We start from the raw sequence: 21,501 nt of genomic DNA, 5'->3' as shown, positions 1-21,501 counted from the left end.
TTAATAGGCCAGCCAACAATTTCCTCGCTTTTCGCCTCTTCAAGCAACCGCAGGCCCGAGTAATCAGGCGAAATTATCCATTAATATTTTGCTCCTACGCTGTTGGAAGAGGTAAGATTAGTTTATAATGTTGTTTGAATTGACTGTTGCCTTAAAGATTGCTCCGCGGCCAAAAAGGGGGTATACACGGTGACACCGCGGGAAATACTCTCGTCGCCCGAGCCCAGCCGCAAGGCAGAACTGGTCATCAAACTCTCCGAATTCGAGATCCCGCCTACCCAGGATATTCTCCTGGTGGGCCGGAAGGCGCCCATCGGACCGGAAGCCGCCCGGCGCATGGTCGATGCGGTATCCCCGGAACAATACGAGATCATTTCCCTCGACCACGAAATTTTCGAAGCTATAGTGGTAAAGAAATCCCTGCTCACCCTGCTTCCCAAGGACAAACTCCTCCCGGTAGTAATCGAAGAGGGGAACCGCATTGCCGACGCCAACATGGTTATCAAGGCCCAGGTGAATATCTCCGTCCAGGTATCCCGGACGGTGGACCTGTAATGCCCACGGTGGAGGACCTTTTAAGCACCGCCCTCTATACCATTGAGCCCTGGGCCAGCGTCCGCCGGGCGGGCGCCGTTATGGAATACCACGGAATCGGCTCTTTAGCCGTAATTGACGAAGAGGGTAAACTGGTGGGAATAATAACCTCCAGGGATATCAAGGGCTCCCACCCCAACCGGCTGGTCGCCGATGCCATGAGCCGCCAAGTTATTACCATCAACCCTTCCGCTTCCCTTTGGGAAGCCCACCATTTAATGGTCACCCATAATCTGGAAAGGCTGGTGGTAATGGAAGGCCAGCAGGTTATAGGTATAATCACCGGGACCAAGGTCATGGCCGAGCTGGGCAAGTACGTGGATTCCCTTACCAATTTACATAAAGCAGAAATCCTCTATGAAAGAGCTGTACAGCTGTTGACGAAGGGTTGCGAAATCTCCGTTATTTTCCTGGATCTGGACGACTTCGGCCGCCTTAATAAGCAGTACGGCCATGTCCACGGCGATCACATCCTGGTGCGCACGGCCCAGATTTTAAAGGGCCTTACCGTGGAGGGACGGGACACTTTGTGCCGCTACGGCGGGGATGAGTTTGCCGTCCTCACTCCCCAATCCTTGGCCGCAGCAGAAGGCCTGGCCAGGGAAATGGTGAAAGCCGTCCAGGGAGAAAAATGGTCCCTTCCCATCCATATTACCCTTTCCGCCGGTATAGCGGGAGGTCGCCGGGTTGATGGTATGGATACGGTGCGCGATCTTAAGGAACTGGCCGAGAAGCTGGTAAACCAGGCCAGTTTAGCTTCTACCACGGCCAAGAGGCTGAAGGTGCCGGTAATGGTCGCCAACACCGACCGCCTGCCGGAACGGCGGCCTCCTACGGGGGTAGAAGGATGAGCGCCGTTATCGAGGTGTACGACCTGAAGAAGGTCTTTCATTCTGTAGTAGCCGTAGACAACATATCCTTTGAGGTAAAAGAAGGAGAAATTTTCGGCTTCTTGGGGCCCAACGGTGCGGGCAAGTCTACAACCATCAAAATTCTCTGTACCCTACTGCGGCCTACGGGCGGCCGGGCCCTCCTGGCGGGCTTCGACGTGGTACGGGAGTCGGAAGCCGTCCGCCGCTCCATCGGTATAGTCTTCCAGGAGAACTCCCTGGACGACCGCTTAACGGCCGCGGAAAATCTATACCTTCACGGCCTTCTCTACGGCCTTCCCCGTCGCCTTCTCAAACAGCGCATGAACGAGGTCCTGGAGATGGTGGACCTGGCCGGGCGGAAGAAGGACCTCGTCCGCAATTTTTCCGGGGGTATGCGGCGCCGCCTGGAAATAGCGCGAGGCCTTCTTCACCATCCCCGCATCCTCTTCCTGGACGAGCCTACCGTCGGGCTGGACCCCCAGACCCGCAAGGCCATCTGGGAGCACATTCACGGCCTGCGGAAGGAGAAGAACATAACCATCTTTATGACCACCCATTATATGGAAGAAGCCGAAAACTGCGACCGGATCGCCATCATAGACCACGGCCGCATACAGGCCCTGGATACGCCCGCCAATTTAAAGCAGCGGCTGGGCGGAGACGTCCTGATCATTACACCTGCGGACGGCGCAGACCTCGCCCCCCTCATAGGTGAGCGTTACGGCCTGCAGCCCCAACCCGACGAGGAGGGGCTGCGCCTGCAGGTAGCCGATGGGGCTGCCTTCATTCCCCAACTGGCTGCCGATTTGCGCGGCCGGATAAAGAGCATCAACCTGCGCCGTCCCACCCTGGACGACGTCTTCTTAAGTCTTACGGGCCGCGCCATCCGAGAAGAAAAGGTGTCGGCCGCCGACCGCATGCACTTCAGCCCCCGCGGGCACCTGCGCCGCCGGCACTAAAGCTTTAGGTAGAAAGGGGTATGCTCTGCCTATGGAGGCCGCCCTTCGGGCCATCTACACCGTGTGGTACCGCGAATCCCTACGCCTTGTTCGGGAGCGAAGCCGCCTCTTCGGGATGATAGGCCAGCCCCTCCTGTATCTCCTCGTCGTGGGCCAGGGCATCTCGTCCGCCATGGGTTTCCGCGGGGCTCCTGCCGGGCTCCCCCTTAATTACGTCCAGTTTATGTATCCCGGCATCCTGGCCATGTCCGTTCTCTTTACTTCCGTTTCTTCCGGCATCTCCATCATCTGGGACCGGGAATTCGGCTTTTTGAAGGAAGTCCTGGTGGCCCCTGTACCCCGCTGGGCCACTGCCCTGGGCAAAGTTTTAGGCGGCAGCACCGTAGCCATGGCCCAGGCGTGTATCCTCCTTTGCCTGGCCCCCGTAGCCCAGGTTTCCTTAAACTTCATCATGGTCCTGAAACTGCTGGCCATCCTGTTCCTCATATCCCTGGCTTTGACCTCTTTCGGCGTGGCCATAGCCAGCCACATGCAAACCATGGAAGGTTTCCAGATGATCATGAACTTCCTGGTTATGCCCCTCTACTTCCTTAGCGGGGCCATGTTCCCCATGCAGGGCGCGCCCCCCTGGATGGCTTTGCTCATGCGCCTGGATCCCCTGACCTACGGGGTAGACGCTTTGCGACGCGTCATCTACACCGGTGCCGATCCCCGGGTAACGGCCTTTCTCGTTCGCTACAACCTTACGACCGACCTTTCCATCCTCCTCCTCGTAACCATCGGCCTGGTTATCCTGGGCACCTGGTCCTTCAGCCGGCAGGATTAACCTTAGTCCTGCAATCCCCACAGCCCCTTGCCCTTATCCCGGGCCTCCCGCTGGAATTCGACAAAAAGGGAGGAGTATTTCACGTTGGGGGGCACCGTCATCACCTGGGCATAACCTTCGAGCAAGAGCTCGGCATTAAACATCTTGGCCCTTACTTCATCCTCCGAGGCGTCCCGGGGCCGTTCCAGCCAGACATAGGCCAGAAGGCGGCCGTATTTATCCCGCTCCCCTGCATCCATCTCCAGATACACGGTCCGGCCTCGCAAGCGTTTCTCCGTATAGGCCGACGCTTCCTTGCCGTAGGGCTCAACCTTGCCCCGGCTCTCGGGAGTGTTTACACCGATGAAACGGACCCTTTCTTCCCTGCCGCCGGGCAGAACCACATCGAGGGTGTCGCCGTCCACCACTTCCGTTACCCGGGCCGGGTGAAAATCCCCTTCGGGGGCCCAAGCGAGGTAACCGGCCAGGCTCAAGAAGGCCATGACCAGCAGACTTAGTATCCTCCGGCTAAATTTTTTCCCAGTTGTTTTACGCCTCCTGCGGTAACCCATCAAAAACTTCCTTCCCCTATTTACCCTTCCTCCCGGACCGGCAAAAGCCGCCGTAGACGCTCCGCACTTCGTTAATAACCATAAAGGCCTGGGGGTCCCATGCCCTCACCTGCTCCTGTACCTCGCTCAACCGCTTGCGGGGGAGGCTGAGATTAAGGATAAGGTGAACGCCCTCCCGGCCGTATCCCTCGGTCACCGTTACCCCGTAACCAGCAGAGCGAAAAACTTCGGCCAGTTCCAGGGGTTGATGCAACGTGATGACCTGCACGCTCACCTGGCCGAGGGCCACCTTTTCCTCTATCATACTGCCCACGATATTGCCCGTTGCAAAACCGAGGGCATAAAAAATCAGGCTTACCGGCTCGTCTAGGCGCTCCATGACGTATTTTAATGCTATTATATAAATGGAAACCTCAAAAAGCCCAATTGCGGCAGCATGAAAGCGCTTCCCCCTGACGAGAAACAACATCCGCAGGGTAGCCAAGGTCACGTCGGTCACCCTGGCCAAGAACATGAGCAAATATCCGCCTACAACGGCCCACACCTGCCGTCCCCCCTGTACCCTTTGATGCCCGACATCCTCTTTCTGTGACGGCCTCGGGCATTCATTACCCTTAAGCCCGCCCCCGGGATCGGTCTTCTCAGCAGCCTACAAGGCTCGCCCCCGACCGGCCTCCGCCGGTCACCCCGACCTGCTGCTGTCCTCGGGGGATAAGCACCACAAAATGAAATCCGGCCGGGGCAGGCTTTGGGGGCAGGACTAACCTGCCCCGCTGGGAAGCCTTCCGGAAGCATGGCAAAATTATAGCATACTCCGGTCCGCCGGGCAGGCTTTTGCCTCGAAAATCACTGGGTAAAATCCTGCTCAAGTAGGAGCTACACTTCAACGTTGCCGCCTCTTTAGAGGCGGTTACAACATTCTTCATGTTCTCACCTCTAGGTTGATTATACAAGCTTCAACGTTGCCGCCTCTTTAGAGGCGGTTACAACAAGCAAAGCAGCATACTCATCATCGGCCAGGGAGACGCTTCAACGTTGCCGCCTCTTTAGAGGCGGTTACAACATACCAGGCCTTCAAATGAAAGCCGCATCCTTGAAGCTTCAACGTTGCCGCCTCTTTAGAGGCGGTTACAACGTATCGAGGCTCTTGAAAACTTCTGCAATGAGGTGCTTCAACGTTGCCGCCTCTTTAGAGGCGGTTACAACCCGCTCATGAGGCCCGCTTTGGTGACGGCTTCAATAGCTTCAACGTTGCCGCCTCTTTAGAGGCGGTTACAACCGTTCTCTCGGCCCTCTGGTCGGCTTTTTTGTAGAGCTTCAACGTTGCCGCCTCTTTAGAGGCGGTTACAACTGCTTGCTTTAGCCATTTTTGATACACTCTCCTTGGCTTCAACGTTGCCGCCTCTTTAGAGGCGGTTACAACATAAAAAAATGCCGACCAAAAACATTTATGTTCGGGCTTCAACGTTGCCGCCTCTTTAGAGGCGGTTACAACGGCACAAATCCGAATAAAGTAACAATCGGCATCGAACATGCTTCAACGTTGCCGCCTCTTTAGAGGCGGTTACAACGTAACACCGCAGATACGGCGGCTGTAGGTGATGTGGCTTCAACGTTGCCGCCTCTTTAGAGGCGGTTACAACGTAACACCGCAGATACGGCGGCTGTAGGTGATGTGGCTTCAACGTTGCCGCCTCTTTAGAGGCGGTTACAACGGTTCCGGGCTCCCTGTGGGCGCCACTTCCTCAAACCACCCTTCAACGTTGCCGCCTCTTTAGAGGCGGTTACAACGGGGTAAAGGGCGTTTGGAAAGTGGCGGCCGGCATTCCTTCAACGTTGCCGCCTCTTTAGAGGCGGTTACAACTCTGGCCTTGCTATCCTTTGAAAGACAAGCGTTTCCGAAGGTGTTTTCGCGAACCCGGTTTTCACCTTGATAAGCTGCAGGCATAAATTCATAAAAAAAGCCCGGGAAGCCTTGATAATGCTGAATCGCGAATCCCCCTGTAAAAACGACGCCGCTGGAAGTTCGCGCTGGTAAGAAAATGCAACTTTACTTTACAATACAACAACAGGTGTGGCAACGCTCCTGTATTCCCCCCTACCAACCCTGTACTGGGCGATCTCGTAGATACCGGTAATGCCATACTGGCCGAATTGCTCCAGAGCAAGATTTTCGGTCACAACGAAGTGCAAAAGGCTTCTTAAAACCGGCAAACTTATAGGGTCGTGCCACACAGGAAAACGAAAAATGACCTCCCCGTTTCTCATTACAACGCCGGGCAGTACTATATCCCGGCCACTCCGCCCAAGGTACGTAACATAGAGCGGGAGGGATTCAAAGGCCAGCCACTCTCCTACTGCTTCGGTGGGCATTTTTTTCCCCGAAGCCTCATAGCTGATGTACGCGTCTTCTTGAACAATAGCGGGGTGAAAGCGGAAGGATTTAACCCTGTCGAGAAAAGGCCAGGGCCCACCGAAAAGGGAATCGCTTAGTTTTTGCGGGTTTTCCTTTGCCTCCTTTTCTAAATAATCCAGTACACTTTTATAGGTGCCAAAAGGATCAATTTGTCCGGCATAGGTTAAAAGCGGCGTATCCTGAAATTTTTTCTCTCCCTTTCTCCCAATTATCCATCGGCCCAGGGCAAGAAGGGCGTATAGAGGGGCATGAGAAGTTGTAAGGGCACCAAAGAGCCTGTCGTACACCCCCTGCCTCTCCCTTTTTGATATTTCTTTAATCTCCCCGGGGATCTGTAAATTATAAGGAGCCATGGCGGTAAACAAACTCAGGGGGTATTTAGCGCGCCGCTCAAGGACCTGATGCAACGCCTGGAGAAAGTTCGCCCGGCAGTCCGGGGGTAAATTCCCGCCACGAAAGACAAGAACGGCGTAATGATCTCTTCGCCGGGAATCCTGCACCCATTTCAAAAACACTTTATGCTTGAAATTCGCCCCGGGGGACATATCGGCACCCACAAAAGGGGAGCCCTGAAACTCCGGTTCTTCGGCGGCGAGGCGTAAAATTCCGTACGCTGCCATGGCGCTCATGGGAGCGTCGGCAAGGCGAAGGGAAGTTAGATGAAGTTCACAATCGCCCATTGTCACACCTCCCGTTAAAATTCACGTTTCCTGACTCTCGGCTTTTGTTTAGGGGTTCCATCCTTCCTGGATGCCTGCCAGTCAGCCAGGCGCAAAAGGGCTTCCAGGTAGGCCAGGCCGTAACAGCCGTAACGCTCAAGGTGCTCAAAAAAGCGTTCCGGCCACGCAGACTTGAGGGAAGTTGCTTCGGCCAGGCCGGCAAAAAATTCAGGCCCGAAGCTTATAACTTCAGAATCAAAGAGCCGGGCATCCACAGGTTGCCAGGGCTCATCCGGACGCCAGCGGAGGGGTGGAAAGAAAGGACGGCCGTGGCCATGGTGCGTGCCGATAAGGTATAAGACAAGCTCCCGAACTTCATTAGTTTCCCGGGCAAGAGCCGTAATGGAAGCAGGGGATGTGAGGAGGACAACAGACGTGTACTCGTGGCGCTTGCCGAAGGGATAGTCCACTTTACGATAGAATCTTTCCCGTTCCCTGTAGTTGCGCGTAACTTTCCCGGATTTTGCCAGAGGGACTGCTGTGGCGCTTATTCCCACTTCCCCGTAAAGTATCTTTTGCAGGCGCGGGTCTAATTTCCCCAGGTCGTGGTAGCGGGCTGCAAGGGGCAGCGCCCGGGTAAGAAGCGCACCCCATCCTTTGAGCATGTCTATCTTCAGATCCTCGACGTAGCGGGTCACCAGTTTTTCTACGTCCCCGAGGTGCTTTTCCAGCTCCACCTCCCGTACCACCCCCGCTTCTTCATCCGTCTCGTCGAAGCTTTCGCTTTCGTATCCCGGGGAATCAGGATGATAATCTTCCGCATAAACGGCAAAAAGGATACCGCGCGGAACTTCCTCTTCGTCGACGCCAGCATCGAGAAAAGGATGCAGGGCCACGCCACCAGATCTCTTCCTGAGAAAACCGGCTAGTTCCCTGAACTCTGGAACGGCACCCTCTTCCCGGGTAAGAGTCTCTAAGAACGCGGCAAGGCGCCGGGCAAGCGCCCCCGCCCCGGTTGTCTCCCCGGAGACGCCGGGAGGCTGGCCGGCAGTTTTGGGGTCCTCCTCTTGCCCGTCAACAGCCCCTACGTCCTTAATGCGTATCTTCTTCAATTCGTCGGGTGAAAGATGTTCCAGGGAGCCCACAAGTTCCCGCAGTTCGTAGACGAGGGCGCGCTTGGTCTCTTCGTCCGTTACATAGCGCTCGATGTGGCGCGGCGTAAGGGGAAGGTAAATTGTCCTGGGAACGTACTCCAGTCCTTGGCGGATGCCTGCTGCATACACAGCGGTGTACCTGGAAAGCGCTTCTCCCCCTCCTTTGCCCCGCAGGGAACGGGGAGGGCGCCAACCAAAAGCGTCAACCCCACCATAAGAGGCAGGTACGACGACAACATCGCCGGGTTTAAGAAGGAAAGATTCAGGTCTCCCGGATAAGGCCTGTGCTTCTCTTTGGGAAAGGAGGACGTTTAAATCTTCGGCGCCGGGACGCCAGAGGTACGCCGGACGCAAGCCCGAAATCCGGGGCGTATCCGTCGAAGCACCGCCTTCTACATCACCGGCGTCGGCCCATTCCCGCCGGAGCCATTTTAATGCCGTGTAAAAAGGCAAAGGTAGCATCTCGTAGGCCATAGGCGGCATGAATGAGAAATAATCCTTGAGCCGGCGCAGGTTGTCCGGCGACGCATCGGCGAGGTCAGCCTCATGCAAGTCTTCGCGCCAGACTATGTAGACATCCAGAGGGCGGCTTTCGTACCCGTGGAGGTAGGGAGAAATGTCGGGTTCTACCCCGGCGAAGCTTGTCTGGGCAAGGCGTTCGATCTCCACATGGGTCAGGGGCGGTGTATCCCCCGGCTCTGGCAAAGGCAACTCCGGTTCCATGGCACGCAACACCCGGTGAGAGACGTCATGCCATTTGTCCCGGGTTTTGTTTGCATTTTTCTTCCTTCGCTGTTTCGGTCCTTGCGCCCCTGTCCCCTCCTCAGCGATGTCTTCGGTAGACGGAAGACTTTCCAGGACCTGCACGCATTTTTCAATTTCTTCTTCCCCGTAGGGATAAGGCCGATAGCTCTTGCCCTTCGGCACCACCACAATGCAGCGAGGAAAGTTGTCTCCGTCAAATTTTCCGTCGCGGTTTAAACGGCCAAGCCGCTGAATAAGGGCGTCGCAGGGCGCCACTTCCGTCACCATGGCTGCGAAGGAAAAATCAAACCCTACCTCAATGGTCTGGGTCGCCACGACAACCCGAGGAAAAGGTCTATTGCCGTCTAAAAGCCGTTTGTTGAGCCGTTCGCGGTCAAAGGGTCGCACCCGACCCGTCAAAAGCAGGATGTCGCTACTCGTGATATCTTCATCCTCCAAAACCCTGGCCTGCTCTTCCCCACCGGGTGTTTCCACCCCTGCCGTTACCCCGACGAGGTCATTTTCGCCGGTAGACCGGAGGTGCCGTCTGAGCTTATCAAAGACGAGCCTTGCCGTAGCCACGCGGTTGGCAATGACGGCAATGGGCCCCTCAACCTGTCGCAAAAGTTCACGCGCTTCTTCGGCCAGTGCTTCGGCAATCTCTTTAACCGCCTCGAGGTCTTGCCCGTCGCTGACAGGAACAGAAGCCCTTTGGGCCGGGACATCACCGGTTTCTCCCTCCATCTCTCCCCGGGCCAAAAAGGTAAGGTCGGCTCCTTCTTCCCCTTCCCCAGTCTCTTCTGTTTCTATGGACCCGCCGCTCTCTGATGGGGCTACCGGCGCACCCGGCTTCCCGCCCAGCCTCCTCTCCACAATACGCACATAGCGTTTCGCATTGAGGCGTTTTTTTAGTCGCTCTTCTTCCCAATCCTCTTCTGCAAGCTCGAAGATATTCCCGGGGGCAATCGTGCCTGTTTCGGGAAGCGTCCCGCTCATGATCACCGGGTGAAGAGGGGGAAGGCCGGCCTCAACAAGGGGCTCTCGTTGAAGTAACTCCCGCAGGCGTTGGAGCGTCCGGGCAAAGGACCAGGAGAGGTGCACTTCGTCCAGGAAATAGAGAGCATCGAGGGCAGCAAGTCCCGCCTGGACCGGCCACTGTAACGGGCTGGTACCGTAGCCGCGAAAAAGGAGCCGTGAACCGATCTGGTCGACTGTGGTAAGCACTATTGTCGGCTGGTTCGGTTCGCGTATCCACGGCAGGCGGCTGTAGAGCCCGCCGCGCAGCTTGAGGACATCTAAGGGTTTTTCTCCGCCGTAGGTAAGAAGGGCACCCTTAACGCGGCCCAAAATGCTCCCGTCGTTTTCGTCAGCGTTGTTAATAGCCTTCATCATTTCTAGCGCCAGGCGTTCCGCCTGGTCGACAATTAACCTCCGGTCTACGACATAAAAGAGCCTTAAACCGGTTTTCCTCTCGGTCACCGATTTACCGGCATCGAGGGCGAGAAGAAAGATGGAGATAAGAAGGACGGAAGTTTTCCCCGTTCCGGTGGGCAGCTTCAATGCTTCCGGCCAGCCTTCCTTAAGGACCCTTGCCAGAAGGCGCTTTTGCCATGGGTAGGGAGAATGTCTCTCCCCTGAAACCCTTGCCATTATTTCGGCGAAAAAGGTCTCAAAATCCCCGGGGCCGAGCCCGCCTACAGCTGGAATCTCTCTGGTCATCCTGTGCCCTCCTTTTAAACCAGGCCCTGACTGTTCTGGAATGGCTGTTTGGCGCCTACATCTTCGAGTCCCGGATTCTCCTCCGAAGCAGCGTAATGCGCATGCCTTCCGAAGTTCTCGTCCTCGCCAGGCAGCATGGGTGCTAGAAAGCCGTAGCCGAAATACATCCCCCTCCCGAGGAGGAGCGGCCCCCGAACCGGTTCCCCAAACTCGAGGACGAGGTGCATCCAGACGTTCTCAAAGTACCGCGTGCCGAAGGCGCGAAACTCGTGAACCGACGGCGTCCCCTTGAGGGCTCCCAGGGAACGGTATGTGACCCGCCGGGCAGGAGGAAGCCCGAGAATTTCTAACTGATGGTTTACAATCTGGAGCACCGAGAGATTTTTCTTGGGAAAACGCGGCAAAATAACCGGGGTGACGCTAGCCCAGACCTGTGAATCCTGCCGCCAGCGCCACCATTCAAGGGTTGTTGGCCCGAGCACGCGCACCGTCCGCCCGTAACCTTCTCCCCCACTTGCTTCCGGATGAAAGCTCCGCCCGTCATCACCGAAAACATATCCAAAGTACGGCTGATCCTCAAGGGGCTCTACGAAGAGGGAGATACGCCGGCCTCCCGGCCAGATGGTCGTGGTATTTTTTACTCGGCCGAAGTCGAGGTAGAGTTCATTTTGGGGGGCGAGGAAATTTTTGAAGGCGTAATAGATGGCCTCCACGGCCGCGCGGCTGATCCCTTCGCTTGCCGGGAAGAGCAGAGCAAAGCCCTTGATGGTTCCATCGGAATACTGGAAGCCTACGTTCGACAGGGGAACGAAAAATATATGGGGCCGCTCTTTAAAACACCCATTTCCCGTGGCGTACCCCTCGACATCGGTGTCTGGAAAACGCTTCCCCAGGCCGGCTACGGCACTGGCTAAAGAGGCGTGTACCGCTTCGGCAAGAAGGCCGCTCCAGATAAGGGGAATTGAAGGACGCACGCCAAAGCGGGCCACCGCACTCCGTGCAAAGACGTGTCCTTCTCCTTTTATGGGCCGGTCCCAAATATAGCGTACCTGGGGGGCGCCGATGAAAGTCCTCATGCTGATTTCGCGCGCTTCTGAGGGCTTCGTTGAAGTATTCCTTAGGAAGGCGATAACCCGCCGGTACTCCCGGTCGAGGTCGTCGATACGTCCCGGAGCAGGGACACGGAGTGACTGCAATGCAAGTCGGCCTCCATAAGGGGTGCCGGTTTGTTTGAGGGGCCTGAGGCAGGGCCCGTTCCGGTAGGGCTCCTCGATTTCCGCTACGACGCGCACGGCGACCGAACTCCAGGTCGTACCCAGGTAGGGGACATCTTTCGCCAGATCGGCCAATGCCTCCCGGATGTCCCCTTCCGGGTCGGATTGCCACGCATAAAAGAGGGGCCGGTCTATTATGCCGATGGGGCGCAGGCGGGGAACACGATACCGCGCCCCCGGGTCGTACGGCGGAAGGACAATTTTATTTCCTGCGTTGTGGATTTTGTAGTTCACCGGAACAAAGGTGTGAAGGACACCGGAATCTAAAAGTTCCGGCGGCGCGTAAATAGCGGGGGGTTCCTGACTTTCAAGCCACTCCAGGGCGCGGCGGTAGAGGGGGTATTTTAGCTTGGGGACGTACTCTTTCGCGCCGGCGTCGTAAACGCGTGTTTTGGCCGCCGTCGCTACCAGTGCCATGAAGAGGCGGTCCGGGTGCGGCGGGTATTCTAGTTTGTCCTTTTGACCTCCGCAACCCGTGACTAGGTGGTTCAAGTAGTCCACCCTGAGGATAAAGGCCACTTTTATCCCTCCTACTCGTGCGGCGTGCCACCGGCTAATTGCGGGCAAATCTCATAAATATAGCTGGGTGCAACGGGTACTTTGAAAACAAAATTCGTCTTTTCCATGAGTTCTTTTTCGTTGAGTTCGAGCAGGAGGCACTCCTTGGCAAAAGTGAGGCCGTGTTTCTGCGCGTCGTCCTTAGCCCGCTCGTAAAGTTCTTTCATGATTCCCGGCTCCAACATAAAGTCCTCCCTCTGCCCGGGAGTTGTAAGGTACTCTGCCCTGACAGCCCCGTCCCGGGGAATGAGGGTTGCGCGGGAACGAAGCTTCAAGGCACCCTGGGACAAGTAAATAGCCAGGAGATAGAGGCCGAGGGAAGCGAGAACTACCCGTCCTGCAACATCGCGCTCGTGGGCATAGGGAACTTGTCCGGAGCTTCCGGGCGGAAAATAAAGTTTCCGTAAGGAGGCAAATTTCAAAACGGCCTGGTAGAAGATTTCCTCTACGCTTACGTAGCCGCTGTCTTCCTCAATAGTAGGGAGAATGTGTCCGAGGCCGAGTTGGGAAAGTTTTTCTTTGTTCGGCTCTTTCCCCTTGGGTGCTGACGGGTTCAGAGGGTCATAGCGGCTCTGAGTGCGCCCCACTGTAAAAAGTTGTTTGAGGGCTTTCATTATTTCGGGGCCACGCGCCAAGTCCAGTTCATGATCCTGGAAATATGTCACCACACCGATGATGGTAGCTTCCATGGCCCGTTCGAGTTTGGCCTGGGCGCGCTGGAAACGCCCTTCCGAACCTGAAATCTGCATAACCGCTTCGTCCGCGTGGGAAGCCCACCCGCCAAAAAGGAGCGTATTTGGCGACCAGCGGTAAAGGGGGGTGGCATAGAAAGTATCCGCCCAGAGGATATCCTGCCCTACGGGAGAGGCAAAAAAAGGCTGCCCGTTGAGCTTAGAAAATTTAAAATAGCCATCATAGATACGATGAGGGGCATCATACTGGGTGATGAGGTAACCTGTTCCCCCTACGCGCACCCCCACTACGGGAAGGTCCAGGTCTTTAGCGCGGTTGCGCATGATTTCCTCGAGGCGGTTAGCCTGGGAGGGAATAGAATCCAGGAGAACTGTAAGCGCCCTTTTCCCCGAAATATTCCGGATAGAAAAATGCCTTGTCTGTGTTTGCCGTCCACCCCGTCCCTCCTCACCAGTAGAATATGTGGGGGGTTGAACATCAAAACCGCTCTCAAAGGGACTTAACTTCTGCGACACCGTGATTCCAGCTGCTGTACCACGGTCGGAGAGGTCGGCCTTTAAGCGTTCGTAAAGGGTTGAGACGCTTTGCATGATAATAACTCTCCTTTCCGGCGAAGATTCTTTAAGTTTAAAATAGCAGAAAGCAGGGGGTATGTCAAGTATTTATTGGAGAGTTAAAGATAATATGGGCTCTTTCTTTGACTTACTCCATTGAGTAGAATCCATTGGGGACAACTGTTAAACATCCAGCAAGAGACCTCGAAAAGTTGCTGCCCGAAAGGATATATTTTAGGAAGTTAAAGCTATCTTGTCACGCCGCACGGCAATCATCCAGCTTTCTACGCTTAACAACCGCCGATAGACGGCGTCCCCCCGGACGGGTGACGCTTTTGACCACGTCGGTATGGAGGGCTGCGGTGCTCTCCACCAGGACGCCTATCTGCTCCATCATGCCCCCGACTACGGCGATGGCATAGAGGGCATAAAAAATAAGTAGCCTACCAGAACAAATACACCATGGCAGGCTCTTTTCAATAATTGTCTCCCTGGGTATAATTGTTAATCCCTATCCAGCAAGAGAACTTGAAACGTTGCCGCCCGGACAGATATTACCGAGCGGTTAAAGCTATCATTTTGTTGCCAATTTCTTCAACTCGCCAATCCTTCAACATTGCCCCTCCGGCACAACCTATCGGAGGAGTAAAAATTTTACTTTTCCTTTTTTAGTATTTATGATGGCCATCTTTATCGAGCATTATACCACATCCACCATTTGAAGGCATCATTTGCAACGCCACAAAAATACCTGCCTTTCCAACACCTCCATCACCCTTTGAGTTCCCCAGCTGAGATGGGATCGCCCAGGAAAACCACCCGGAGATCGCCGGACCCGGCGGCGGCCAGTCCCGGGTGTTTGTGGCAATCGAAAAGGGGACCGCTGTGGTAACGCAAAGGGGACCACCCCCGCCTAGTCTTAGACTATGCGGGCTCGCGCGAATTTGCGCGCTCTTGCTCGCGCCTGCGTAGGCTCTCCCGAAACCGGTAGCTTTGGCCATTCATCACCAGGATGTGCGCCCGGTGGGTGAGCCGGTCCAGCAGCGCACCTGTCAGCCGTTCGTCTCCGAACACCTCCGTCCATTGGGCAAATTCCAGATTGGTGGTAATGATGACGCTGCCCCTTTCGTAGCGGCTGGCACAGAACTGGCATAAGAGTTCTGCGCCGGTTTTGGTGAAGGGTACGTAGCCAACTTCGTCCAGGATGATCAGGTCCTGGGCCAGCCACTGCTTTTCCAGTTTCTTAAGTCGGTATTCCTGGCTTGCCTCCAAAAGTTCGTTGACCAGCCCGGCAGCAGTGTAGAACCGCACTTTGTAGCCTTTGCGCAAAGCACACATCCCTAGGGCGATGGCCAGATGCGTTTTCCCGGTACCACAGTTCCCGATAAAAAATAACCGTTTCTTTTCTGGCAATAAATTCCCCTTGCGCTAGGGCCAGGACCTTGGCTTTGTTTAGGGACGGAGATTGCCATTACCTCGGGCAATGCTTGCCGCGTATTCCCGCACGGCGGCAAGGCTTAAGAACATGGTCCGCCAGGGCCTTCTGCAAGGCCAGGGTAAGGATATCCCGGCCAAAGAGGGGTTCCAGCACCATGATGCAGGCAAACTCTTTGATGCCTTCTTTGCCCTCTAAGGCCAGATGCACCATCCCGTGTGGTAGACGGGCGGGAGTTTGCCCGTTTTTAGCGGCCGGGCGTTCTGCCAGGCCCGCGGCTTTTTGGCCAGTTCCGGCAGGTAGTGCACGGGGTCGAGGATTTCTTCGCCGCGGCCGTAGCTCCTCTTGTGGCTAGCCAGGCATTGCCCGCCCTGCCAGACTTCAATGCGGTCCACATAGGCCCGCAGGGTTAAGAAGGAGCCGGCGTAGGCCACGGGTACCGAGTAGCGGTTGGTCTCAAAAAAGACCCGGGAATAGCGGTCGCTTTTTCCCTCGATCTCGCGGCAGCAGGCAAAGGGTTTGGTCGGCAGGGCCAAGAGGGCTTTCTTTTCCTCCTCCCAGACCTCGGCCACGGTCTTCTGGGTACCCGCAACTTTATGCTCCCCGGCATAGGCCAGGGACTTGTCCAAAAGCAGGGCGTTGAATTCCTCCAGGGAAGCCACCTGCGGCACGGGCACCAGGAAGTTGCGCCTGACAAAGCCTACGCCGTTTTCCACCTGGCCCTTCTCGTGGGCCTGCCTTACATTGCAGAAGTCGGCGGCAAAGACGTAATGGCAGCGTAACGCAATAAAAGCTTCCTGTTCCTCGCGCTTAATACCCTTAAGCACCTTTTTAACCGCCGTCTTCAGGTTGTCATAGATCACCCTTTTGGGTACACCGCCGAAAAACTCGAAGGCCAGCTTATGTGCTTCAAAGAAGGCTTCCTACTCGATGTGGACCATCCCTAACACCTATTTCTACCCCCTGTCGCCGTTTTTTTGGTCAACCAGCAACAGGGGTTCGATGTGTTAAGGGTGGTCCCCTTTTTTGTTACCATTCCCGCCCAAGGTGGGTCCTTTTTACTTTACCACACACATCCCGGGCGTTGCTGCATGTTCTAGACCCGGTATATCTCCCCAAGGACGCCCTCATCTAGGAAGAAAAAGGCACCACGAAAGACCAATGCATCGCAGGGACCCAGCTCCAGGATTTGGGCTGTTCGGCCGCCGATTCCGGGGCCAGATGCTCTCGAACGCCACGGATATTATATGGCGGGTATTCTCGGCCGGTACCGAAGCCCCAGAGCTTAAGACTGCATTGGTCACTCTATCCTCGTCTTCCAGGGCCACCAGATCTTCCTGGAGGTGGATGGCAAAACCGGCGTCGGTCATAACCCGGCGCACCAGCTCCGCGCCGGTATAATCTAAAAACTGGGAAAGAAGTGCGGCCAGAGGAGACTACCAGGTGAACATTAAGGCCCCCGGCGCGAAGTCTCTCGGCCGCTTTAATGCCTGCCTGGCCGCCGATAACAACTACCCGGCCGCCGGGCTGTAAGTATCTCTAAGGTCACCGCTCTCACAATAAATTGAAAACAGCGTGGGTCTCCTACAAGAAAACCAAATCAAGGTTAATCAAGAGTTATTAGTAGGTCGCCTCCCCAGGTTTAGGGTCTCGGCACGGGGTTGATGTTGTTTTTTAATCCAGCAGCACCGTACCCGTCCAGAATACCTCTTTTTCCAGTGGAAGCTTTAAGGTCAAGCCTATTTTAGAGAGTGTCTCACCTACATCAATCCCCATGGCCTCCACAGAAGGACGGGCCTTATAAGGGTGCCGGCAAGGAAGATTAGAATGTACCCCAACGCATTCCGGGCACAGCTGGCAGTGTCCTCCTATGAGGCCAGCAGCAAAACGAAATCCCAAATTATAAGCGGCTCTCTCTACCTTGTTCACTATTTTATGAAGTTTGACCGCGCCTTGGAGTACCTCCTCTTGGTTAGAAACTCCTTCGCCAACCGGTGTTCGAACCTGGAGCAGAAGGACCCGCTCGTATCGGTCTAACACAGACCTAAACCATGAGACAGGCGGAAGATGAGGTGGGCAGAGCAAAGCGCGGTTATAGTTGGGGCAAAGGGGGACTTGACACTTAAGCCGGGTGCGTTCATCAACCACCACGTCTTGGGCAGAGATAATCTTAACATTTTCCGCGCCTTCAGATTCAGCCAGGGTGATCAACCGGTGCATTCTCTAACCCCTTTCCCAAAGTTTCATCAAACCGGCAACCTACTCCACGCTTCTCCAGGCTGAACTCTAAGGGTGCCCCGGTCCCGCCAATCACAGGTTATCGGGTTTTGTTCGGTCCTCCTTGAGGATATTATATCGTACAAGCAGTTGCCGACCGCCGCAAAACCCCGGGCAAAGTACCCACAGGCATATAGTGCCGCAGGCCCAGGGGCTTCTCTCATTTTAGGCAGGCAGTCTCCGTAGGCACCACCTCCCCTGCACCGTCCTCAACGAGATCCAAATTCAGGCGATACCATTCACACATCTCCGCCTGTTTCATACGATATAGTAAGAAATGGGAAAGGAGGAGCTTTATGGGCGGAGGCTTTGGCTTTTTTCACCACAGATTTGCTTTTATACTGTTCCTAATCCTCATCCTGCTGGCCTTTGGGGATGACTAAAATCTGTTAAAATTCCTGGTCGTTTAGCCCCCTGTTTCGAGGGGGCTGTTTGTGTGTGATAGGCACAAAAGCCCCCGGACCCGGTGAGACCCAGGGGCTTCTCTTATCCCTCCTTAATTATGTTTGTACCCGCAGTCTGGGCAATACACCCGGCATCCCGGCGGCCTCCAATTGGCTACCGCACTCCGGACACAATGCCGGCTCGGCCACGCCGGCGGCGATCCATTTTTTGACCGTGGCGGCGTCTATGGTGATAAACTCGCCGACATAATAGAGGTCACGGCTAGCCTTCATGCAGATTAACATCGACGGCCACCTCTGCAACGGCTATGTCTAGCCGGCAGTCGGGGCACAATTCCCCGCCGGGACCTTCCCACTCTCTGCCATAAATAAAGCATATGCTTTCAGTTGGGGCTGGCATTTTACATTCCCCCTCGGGTAGACTTGGCACGGGCTGTATCTACGGCCACTCGGTTGCACTATAGCCGTTCATTAACAAATTTTAGCTTAGTTAGTTGGCTTATTGTGTTACCATTTTCCAGATAAACCCATACTATTAAAGATTAAGGAGAGGAGTGATCCCGGTGTCTCAAGCTGATGTGAATGCAATTTTTGACAAGATTAGAGAGAGTTGGCCCGAAAGGGATCCAGCATTGGAAGGACTCGGGTCCGTTCTCGACGAGTTGCAACGTGACCAAGACAAGAAATTTGGCATTGAGTTCGAGTGCGGCGATTGTTGCAAAAAAGTCATAAACGGGTCCAAATTGTTCTTTATTAAGAATTTTGCCGTCCTGCTTCCGGACCGTGGTGATTCCCTTTTATTGAAGGTGTTCAGCGGCAGCAAGCTTGTCGAGCAACAGATCTTAAGGGCCATCATAATCCCCGCAGGCCGTATTTGTGCTGTTGAGATTAATCCCGTACAAATAGACTCCTAACCCGAGAAGCTGCGCCTAGCATTACGCCATACAAAGGCTGTTGACGCGTTATTAAGTCAACAGCCTTTGTTGTTGTAGCAGTCCCTTACGGCCAATGAAACTTCCTTTATTTAAAGGAACGTCCACCGGGCCATAAATAGCCAAAGCAGCAGGCGTGCCGGAACTGTGTCCCCATGATCTCTGGCATACGTGCGCTTCCATCATGGTAGCACACGGCATCCCGGGCCACTTCCCCGTCAAAGTTGTCAACGTCAAGGTTGCCAATAGCACGGCTGCCAACATAAAGACCGCCCTAATAGGTCGACCAAAAAAAGAGCCCAGGAGGAGTTGCTGGGCCACTCGAAAATATTCACCACAACAGATATATTTTCGCACGTTGTTATGGAGGTTAAGAGGCAGGCCGTCAGCACGCCGGATAACCTCCTTAGCTATGGCACCGAAATGGCACGAAAAACAATTCCCGGCACCGATGCCGATGCCGGGAACCCTTGATTTTGTTGGAGCGGAAAACGGGATTCGAACCCGCGACCCTCGGCTTGGGAAGCCGATGCTCTACCACTGAGCTACTTCCGCCCGTTTATCTTTATTTTAGTCCATCCCTTTGCACCTGTCAAGAACCCGCTGGCTCTATGTCAATAGTTGTGGGATTAGATTTTGGGGGCAGCATCCCAGAAACATTTTCTTGATGAAATGGGTACGATTGCCAAAGCCAAAACTTAAGCGTTTTAACATTTTAATTAAGGTGTTTTTACCTTCAATATAGCCATTAGTATACCGCCGACCTTGTTGAGTATATGTTACCAAATTTAATATTTCTGACCTCCAAGACTTGATAGTACGCGCCCATACCCGTCCTTCTGCATCTTCGGCGCATTCGGCATTTATGAGCCAACGGCTTAAGGCAGCTTGAGCCTCCTCTACCCGGTCCATCTTTAGGATCTGGCGCAAATCTTCCTTTAGCTGGTATAGTTCATAGAGGGACGGGTATTTATTTCTAATTTTTTCTAACGTCTCTCGTTGTCTGGGAGTAAGTCTCTCCTTAGCCTTAATCAAAGGTAGGCGAGGTATGTTCTCCTTGCTTGCTTCTTGTTCTACTTTCCGGGCTTCATTTAGGCGACGGTTGGCGTCCTGAATTACATGGAAGGGGTCTACTATTATCTTGGCTGAAGGAAAAACCGTTTTGATTAACTTCCGCCAAGAGTCTTTCATATCAATTACTACCGCCTCTACTTTCACCCCGGCTTCTTTGAGCCCCTCTAGATAAGCCCTTATAGTAGCCGTTCTCACGTCCTCTAAAATACTCAAAGGTCTCTTGTCCGGTGCTAACCTCCCTACTACGCATACAAAATCCTTCCCGCTAAAGGATAGCTCATCTAAGGTTAACACTACGGGCCCTTGAGTATCATCCCCGCGAAGACCGGGCTGGATATACTTGTCCACTATTCTTATAACCCTACCAGGAGTGAGGTTTAATATTTGGGCAGCACCGGTAAAGCTCATCCTCTGGGCATAATAAACTACTATCTGCACCCCTAATTTTGTAAATCTGGCCCAGGCGTTGGTACCCGGAGGACGAAGGGTATAAGTCTTCTTACAACGATAACACTTATACCGTACCGGCACCCAAGAGAGAATAACCCACCTCCCGTATAAAAAAGCATGACGAACTTTCCTTTCTTTGGGCTTCTTCTCCCTTCCCTTTAAAAAGCCATGTCTATGTAATTTGCCTTCGTTGCATGCCGGACATACGGCTGGAGGGTCTATGGTCACCCTTAACACAATATCTCCCTGGTCGCGAGGTGCTTCTAAAATAGTCTGTAGTATTTTCCCAAAATTCTCTTGTCCTTCAAGAGTGAACGTGTTAATCTTATGCATGGGGGCACTCCTTTCTTCTAGGGGCTTCTGGTTACTAACTTTAATTGGATGTGCCCCCGTCCTTTTCCTCCTTTTCTTCTAACTCACCCCCTCTTCCCCCTCTACTTAACCCTTTCCCACACTTTTTATTATAGAGCCGAACCCGCTCCTTATTCACCCCGAAATTTCCACCGACCAGCAGAGATAGGCCGTCACGAATTCTTTCTTTTGAAGGTAAATCCCGTCCCGGGAACGAGCGTTTACATAATCTTCAACCGCCTGCCGCACCTTCTCGGTCAGCTCCGTGTAAGGGTAAAAGAAATTGAGCAATTCTTCCACGGCCTCCCCGGCCGGTATCTCCCGGCTGCTCGACCTGAGCTCCAGCTCCAAAGAGGGTAAGTACCCCCAGGAATAAAGGAGGGAAAAAACATACAGGGCATCCTCCGGCAGAGAAGGTAGGGGCCCGCCCATCACCTTTGACCACAGTTCCCGCCGGGCTTCTTCCTCCTGGCGCAGGTGACCTGCCAGGAGACATATTCCCGCGGAGGCGTCTATCATTTTCTTTAAGGTTGCCACATCGTGAATCCCCGGGGTCATTAGAGCAAGCACCACCCGGAAGCGCCCCCGCCAGCCCAGCCCATCCAGATCCACTTCTTCCCAGGGGAGCTGCACCGGCTCAATATTATGGATGCCCTCTTCCTCCATCCGGGCCTTAAGAAGGGACAGCATGGCCGGAGAGGGGTCTAGGGCCACCACCTTTTTAACGCGGCGGGCCAGGGCGAGGGCATAATTCCCCGGCCCGCAGCCTATATCCAGCACTTCGGCCTCCGGTTCCAGACCGCCGTGGTGCCCCAACAAGTGTAGTACCTTGGCCAACCGCTTCTGGGCTTCACCGCCCCTGCCGCGGGCGGCGAACCCGGCCGCCCGGCGGTCCCACCAGGCGCTCCCCTGCCTTCCCGGTAACGCGCGACCGTAAAGGGACTGCCGGCGCGCCTCCTGCCAGGCCTGTACCCAAAAGGAGCTTTGGTGGATAATGTCCATGGG

The 21,501-nt window shown here is 54.7% G+C and carries 20 protein-coding genes, 1 tRNA gene, 1 pseudogene and 1 CRISPR repeat array; of the genes and pseudogenes, 5 read left to right on the top strand and 17 right to left on the bottom strand.

Going from position 1 to position 21,501, the window contains the following annotated elements:
- Nucleotides 1–189: 189 nt before the first annotated feature.
- The 4 genes from TAMC210_RS01025 to TAMC210_RS01010 are packed head-to-tail and all read left to right on the top strand — an operon-like array spanning nt 190 to nt 3,251.
- Nucleotides 190–555, top strand: coding sequence for a hypothetical protein (locus TAMC210_RS01025; RefSeq protein ID WP_173296964.1), 366 nt, complete (start codon nt 190–192; stop codon nt 553–555).
- A complete protein-coding gene (locus tag TAMC210_RS01020) occupies nt 555–1,445 on the top strand; it encodes a GGDEF domain-containing protein (RefSeq protein WP_173296963.1) in 891 nt (296 codons plus the stop codon). The genes TAMC210_RS01025 and TAMC210_RS01020 overlap by 1 nt, the downstream gene beginning before the upstream one ends.
- On the top strand, nt 1,442–2,425 hold the full coding sequence (locus tag TAMC210_RS01015; protein WP_173296962.1) for an ATP-binding cassette domain-containing protein: 984 nt from the start codon (nt 1,442–1,444) through the stop codon (nt 2,423–2,425). The genes TAMC210_RS01020 and TAMC210_RS01015 overlap by 4 nt, the downstream gene beginning before the upstream one ends.
- A gap of 31 nt (nt 2,426–2,456) precedes the next feature.
- On the top strand, nt 2,457–3,251 hold the full coding sequence (locus TAMC210_RS01010) for an ABC transporter permease (RefSeq protein WP_173296961.1): 795 nt from the start codon (nt 2,457–2,459) through the stop codon (nt 3,249–3,251).
- Between the two features lie 2 nt (nt 3,252–3,253).
- Here the strand turns inward: TAMC210_RS01010 and TAMC210_RS01005 are convergent, their stop codons facing one another.
- The 14 genes and pseudogenes from TAMC210_RS01005 to TAMC210_RS00945 all read right to left on the bottom strand — a co-directional run bounded on the left by TAMC210_RS01005 (nt 3,254) and on the right by TAMC210_RS00945 (nt 18,089).
- On the bottom strand, nt 3,254–3,802 hold the full coding sequence (locus TAMC210_RS01005; RefSeq protein WP_173296960.1) for a thermonuclease family protein: 549 nt from the start codon (nt 3,800–3,802) through the stop codon (nt 3,254–3,256).
- Between the two features lie 16 nt (nt 3,803–3,818).
- Nucleotides 3,819–4,346, bottom strand: coding sequence for a DUF2179 domain-containing protein (locus TAMC210_RS01000; protein ID WP_173296959.1), 528 nt, complete (start codon nt 4,344–4,346; stop codon nt 3,819–3,821).
- A gap of 336 nt (nt 4,347–4,682) precedes the next feature.
- A CRISPR array of direct repeats spans nt 4,683–5,666; the repeat unit is 37 nt; unit sequence GCTTCAACGTTGCCGCCTCTTTAGAGGCGGTTACAAC.
- 191 nt (nt 5,667–5,857) lie between these two features.
- A complete protein-coding gene (locus TAMC210_RS00995) occupies nt 5,858–6,847 on the bottom strand; it encodes a hypothetical protein (protein ID WP_173296958.1) in 990 nt (329 codons plus the stop codon).
- 65 nt (nt 6,848–6,912) lie between these two features.
- Nucleotides 6,913–10,494 (bottom strand): type I-G CRISPR-associated helicase/endonuclease Cas3g, encoded by a 3,582-nt coding sequence (gene cas3g / locus TAMC210_RS00990; protein ID WP_173296957.1) that lies wholly within the window; start codon nt 10,492–10,494, stop codon nt 6,913–6,915.
- A 14-nt stretch (nt 10,495–10,508) separates the two neighbouring features.
- Complete coding sequence (gene csb2 / locus TAMC210_RS00985; protein ID WP_173296956.1) at nt 10,509–12,287, bottom strand: type I-G CRISPR-associated protein Csb2; 1,779 nt, start codon at nt 12,285–12,287, stop codon at nt 10,509–10,511.
- A gap of 11 nt (nt 12,288–12,298) precedes the next feature.
- Nucleotides 12,299–13,609, bottom strand: coding sequence for a type I-G CRISPR-associated RAMP protein Csb1/Cas7g (gene cas7g / locus TAMC210_RS00980; protein ID WP_173296955.1), 1,311 nt, complete (start codon nt 13,607–13,609; stop codon nt 12,299–12,301).
- Nucleotides 13,610–13,829: 220 nt separating this feature from the next.
- Nucleotides 13,830–13,970 carry a hypothetical protein gene (locus tag TAMC210_RS00975; RefSeq protein ID WP_173296954.1) on the bottom strand — a complete coding sequence of 47 codons (141 nt, stop codon included), beginning with the start codon at nt 13,968–13,970 and terminating at the stop codon, nt 13,830–13,832.
- A 374-nt stretch (nt 13,971–14,344) separates the two neighbouring features.
- Nucleotides 14,345–14,470 (bottom strand): hypothetical protein, encoded by a 126-nt coding sequence (locus TAMC210_RS13620; protein ID WP_256366469.1) that lies wholly within the window; start codon nt 14,468–14,470, stop codon nt 14,345–14,347.
- A 27-nt stretch (nt 14,471–14,497) separates the two neighbouring features.
- A pseudogene (gene istB, locus TAMC210_RS00970) lies at nt 14,498–15,035 on the bottom strand (IS21-like element helper ATPase IstB); the annotation flags it as partial.
- Between the two features lie 9 nt (nt 15,036–15,044).
- Nucleotides 15,045–15,218 carry a hypothetical protein gene (locus tag TAMC210_RS00965; protein WP_173296953.1) on the bottom strand — a complete coding sequence of 58 codons (174 nt, stop codon included), beginning with the start codon at nt 15,216–15,218 and terminating at the stop codon, nt 15,045–15,047.
- On the bottom strand, nt 15,203–15,871 hold the full coding sequence (locus tag TAMC210_RS00960) for a Mu transposase domain-containing protein (protein WP_254388447.1): 669 nt from the start codon (nt 15,869–15,871) through the stop codon (nt 15,203–15,205). Before TAMC210_RS00960 ends, TAMC210_RS00965 begins: the two co-directional genes overlap by 16 nt.
- A gap of 811 nt (nt 15,872–16,682) precedes the next feature.
- Complete coding sequence (locus TAMC210_RS13820) at nt 16,683–17,228, bottom strand: DUF2284 domain-containing protein (protein WP_373996417.1); 546 nt, start codon at nt 17,226–17,228, stop codon at nt 16,683–16,685.
- Nucleotides 17,229–17,785: 557 nt separating this feature from the next.
- A complete protein-coding gene (locus TAMC210_RS00950; protein WP_173296951.1) occupies nt 17,786–17,974 on the bottom strand; it encodes a hypothetical protein in 189 nt (62 codons plus the stop codon).
- Entirely contained in the window at nt 17,952–18,089 is a 138-nt protein-coding gene (locus TAMC210_RS00945; RefSeq protein ID WP_173296950.1) for a hypothetical protein, read from the bottom strand. The genes TAMC210_RS00950 and TAMC210_RS00945 overlap by 23 nt, the downstream gene beginning before the upstream one ends.
- A 232-nt stretch (nt 18,090–18,321) precedes the next feature.
- Between TAMC210_RS00945 and TAMC210_RS00940 the strand changes: the two genes are divergently transcribed.
- Nucleotides 18,322–18,603: a hypothetical protein gene (locus TAMC210_RS00940; RefSeq protein WP_254388446.1), complete on the top strand. Its 282-nt coding sequence runs from the start codon at nt 18,322–18,324 to the stop codon at nt 18,601–18,603.
- 498 nt (nt 18,604–19,101) lie between these two features.
- Here TAMC210_RS00940 and TAMC210_RS00935 read toward each other — a convergent pair.
- From TAMC210_RS00935 to TAMC210_RS00925, 3 genes are all read right to left on the bottom strand, one after another.
- Nucleotides 19,102–19,176, bottom strand: a tRNA-Gly gene (locus tag TAMC210_RS00935).
- 54 nt (nt 19,177–19,230) lie between these two features.
- Nucleotides 19,231–20,478 carry an ISL3 family transposase gene (locus TAMC210_RS00930; RefSeq protein ID WP_173296948.1) on the bottom strand — a complete coding sequence of 416 codons (1,248 nt, stop codon included), beginning with the start codon at nt 20,476–20,478 and terminating at the stop codon, nt 19,231–19,233.
- Nucleotides 20,479–20,631: 153 nt separating this feature from the next.
- Nucleotides 20,632–21,498, bottom strand: coding sequence for a class I SAM-dependent methyltransferase (locus TAMC210_RS00925; protein ID WP_173296947.1), 867 nt, complete (start codon nt 21,496–21,498; stop codon nt 20,632–20,634).
- Nucleotides 21,499–21,501 lie beyond the last annotated feature (3 nt).

This window comes from Thermanaeromonas sp. C210, assembly GCF_013167955.1.
Classification (GTDB): Bacteria; Bacillota; DSM-521; order Neomoorellales; family Neomoorellaceae; genus UBA12545.
This window is presented reverse-complemented; position numbering and strand designations above follow the sequence as displayed.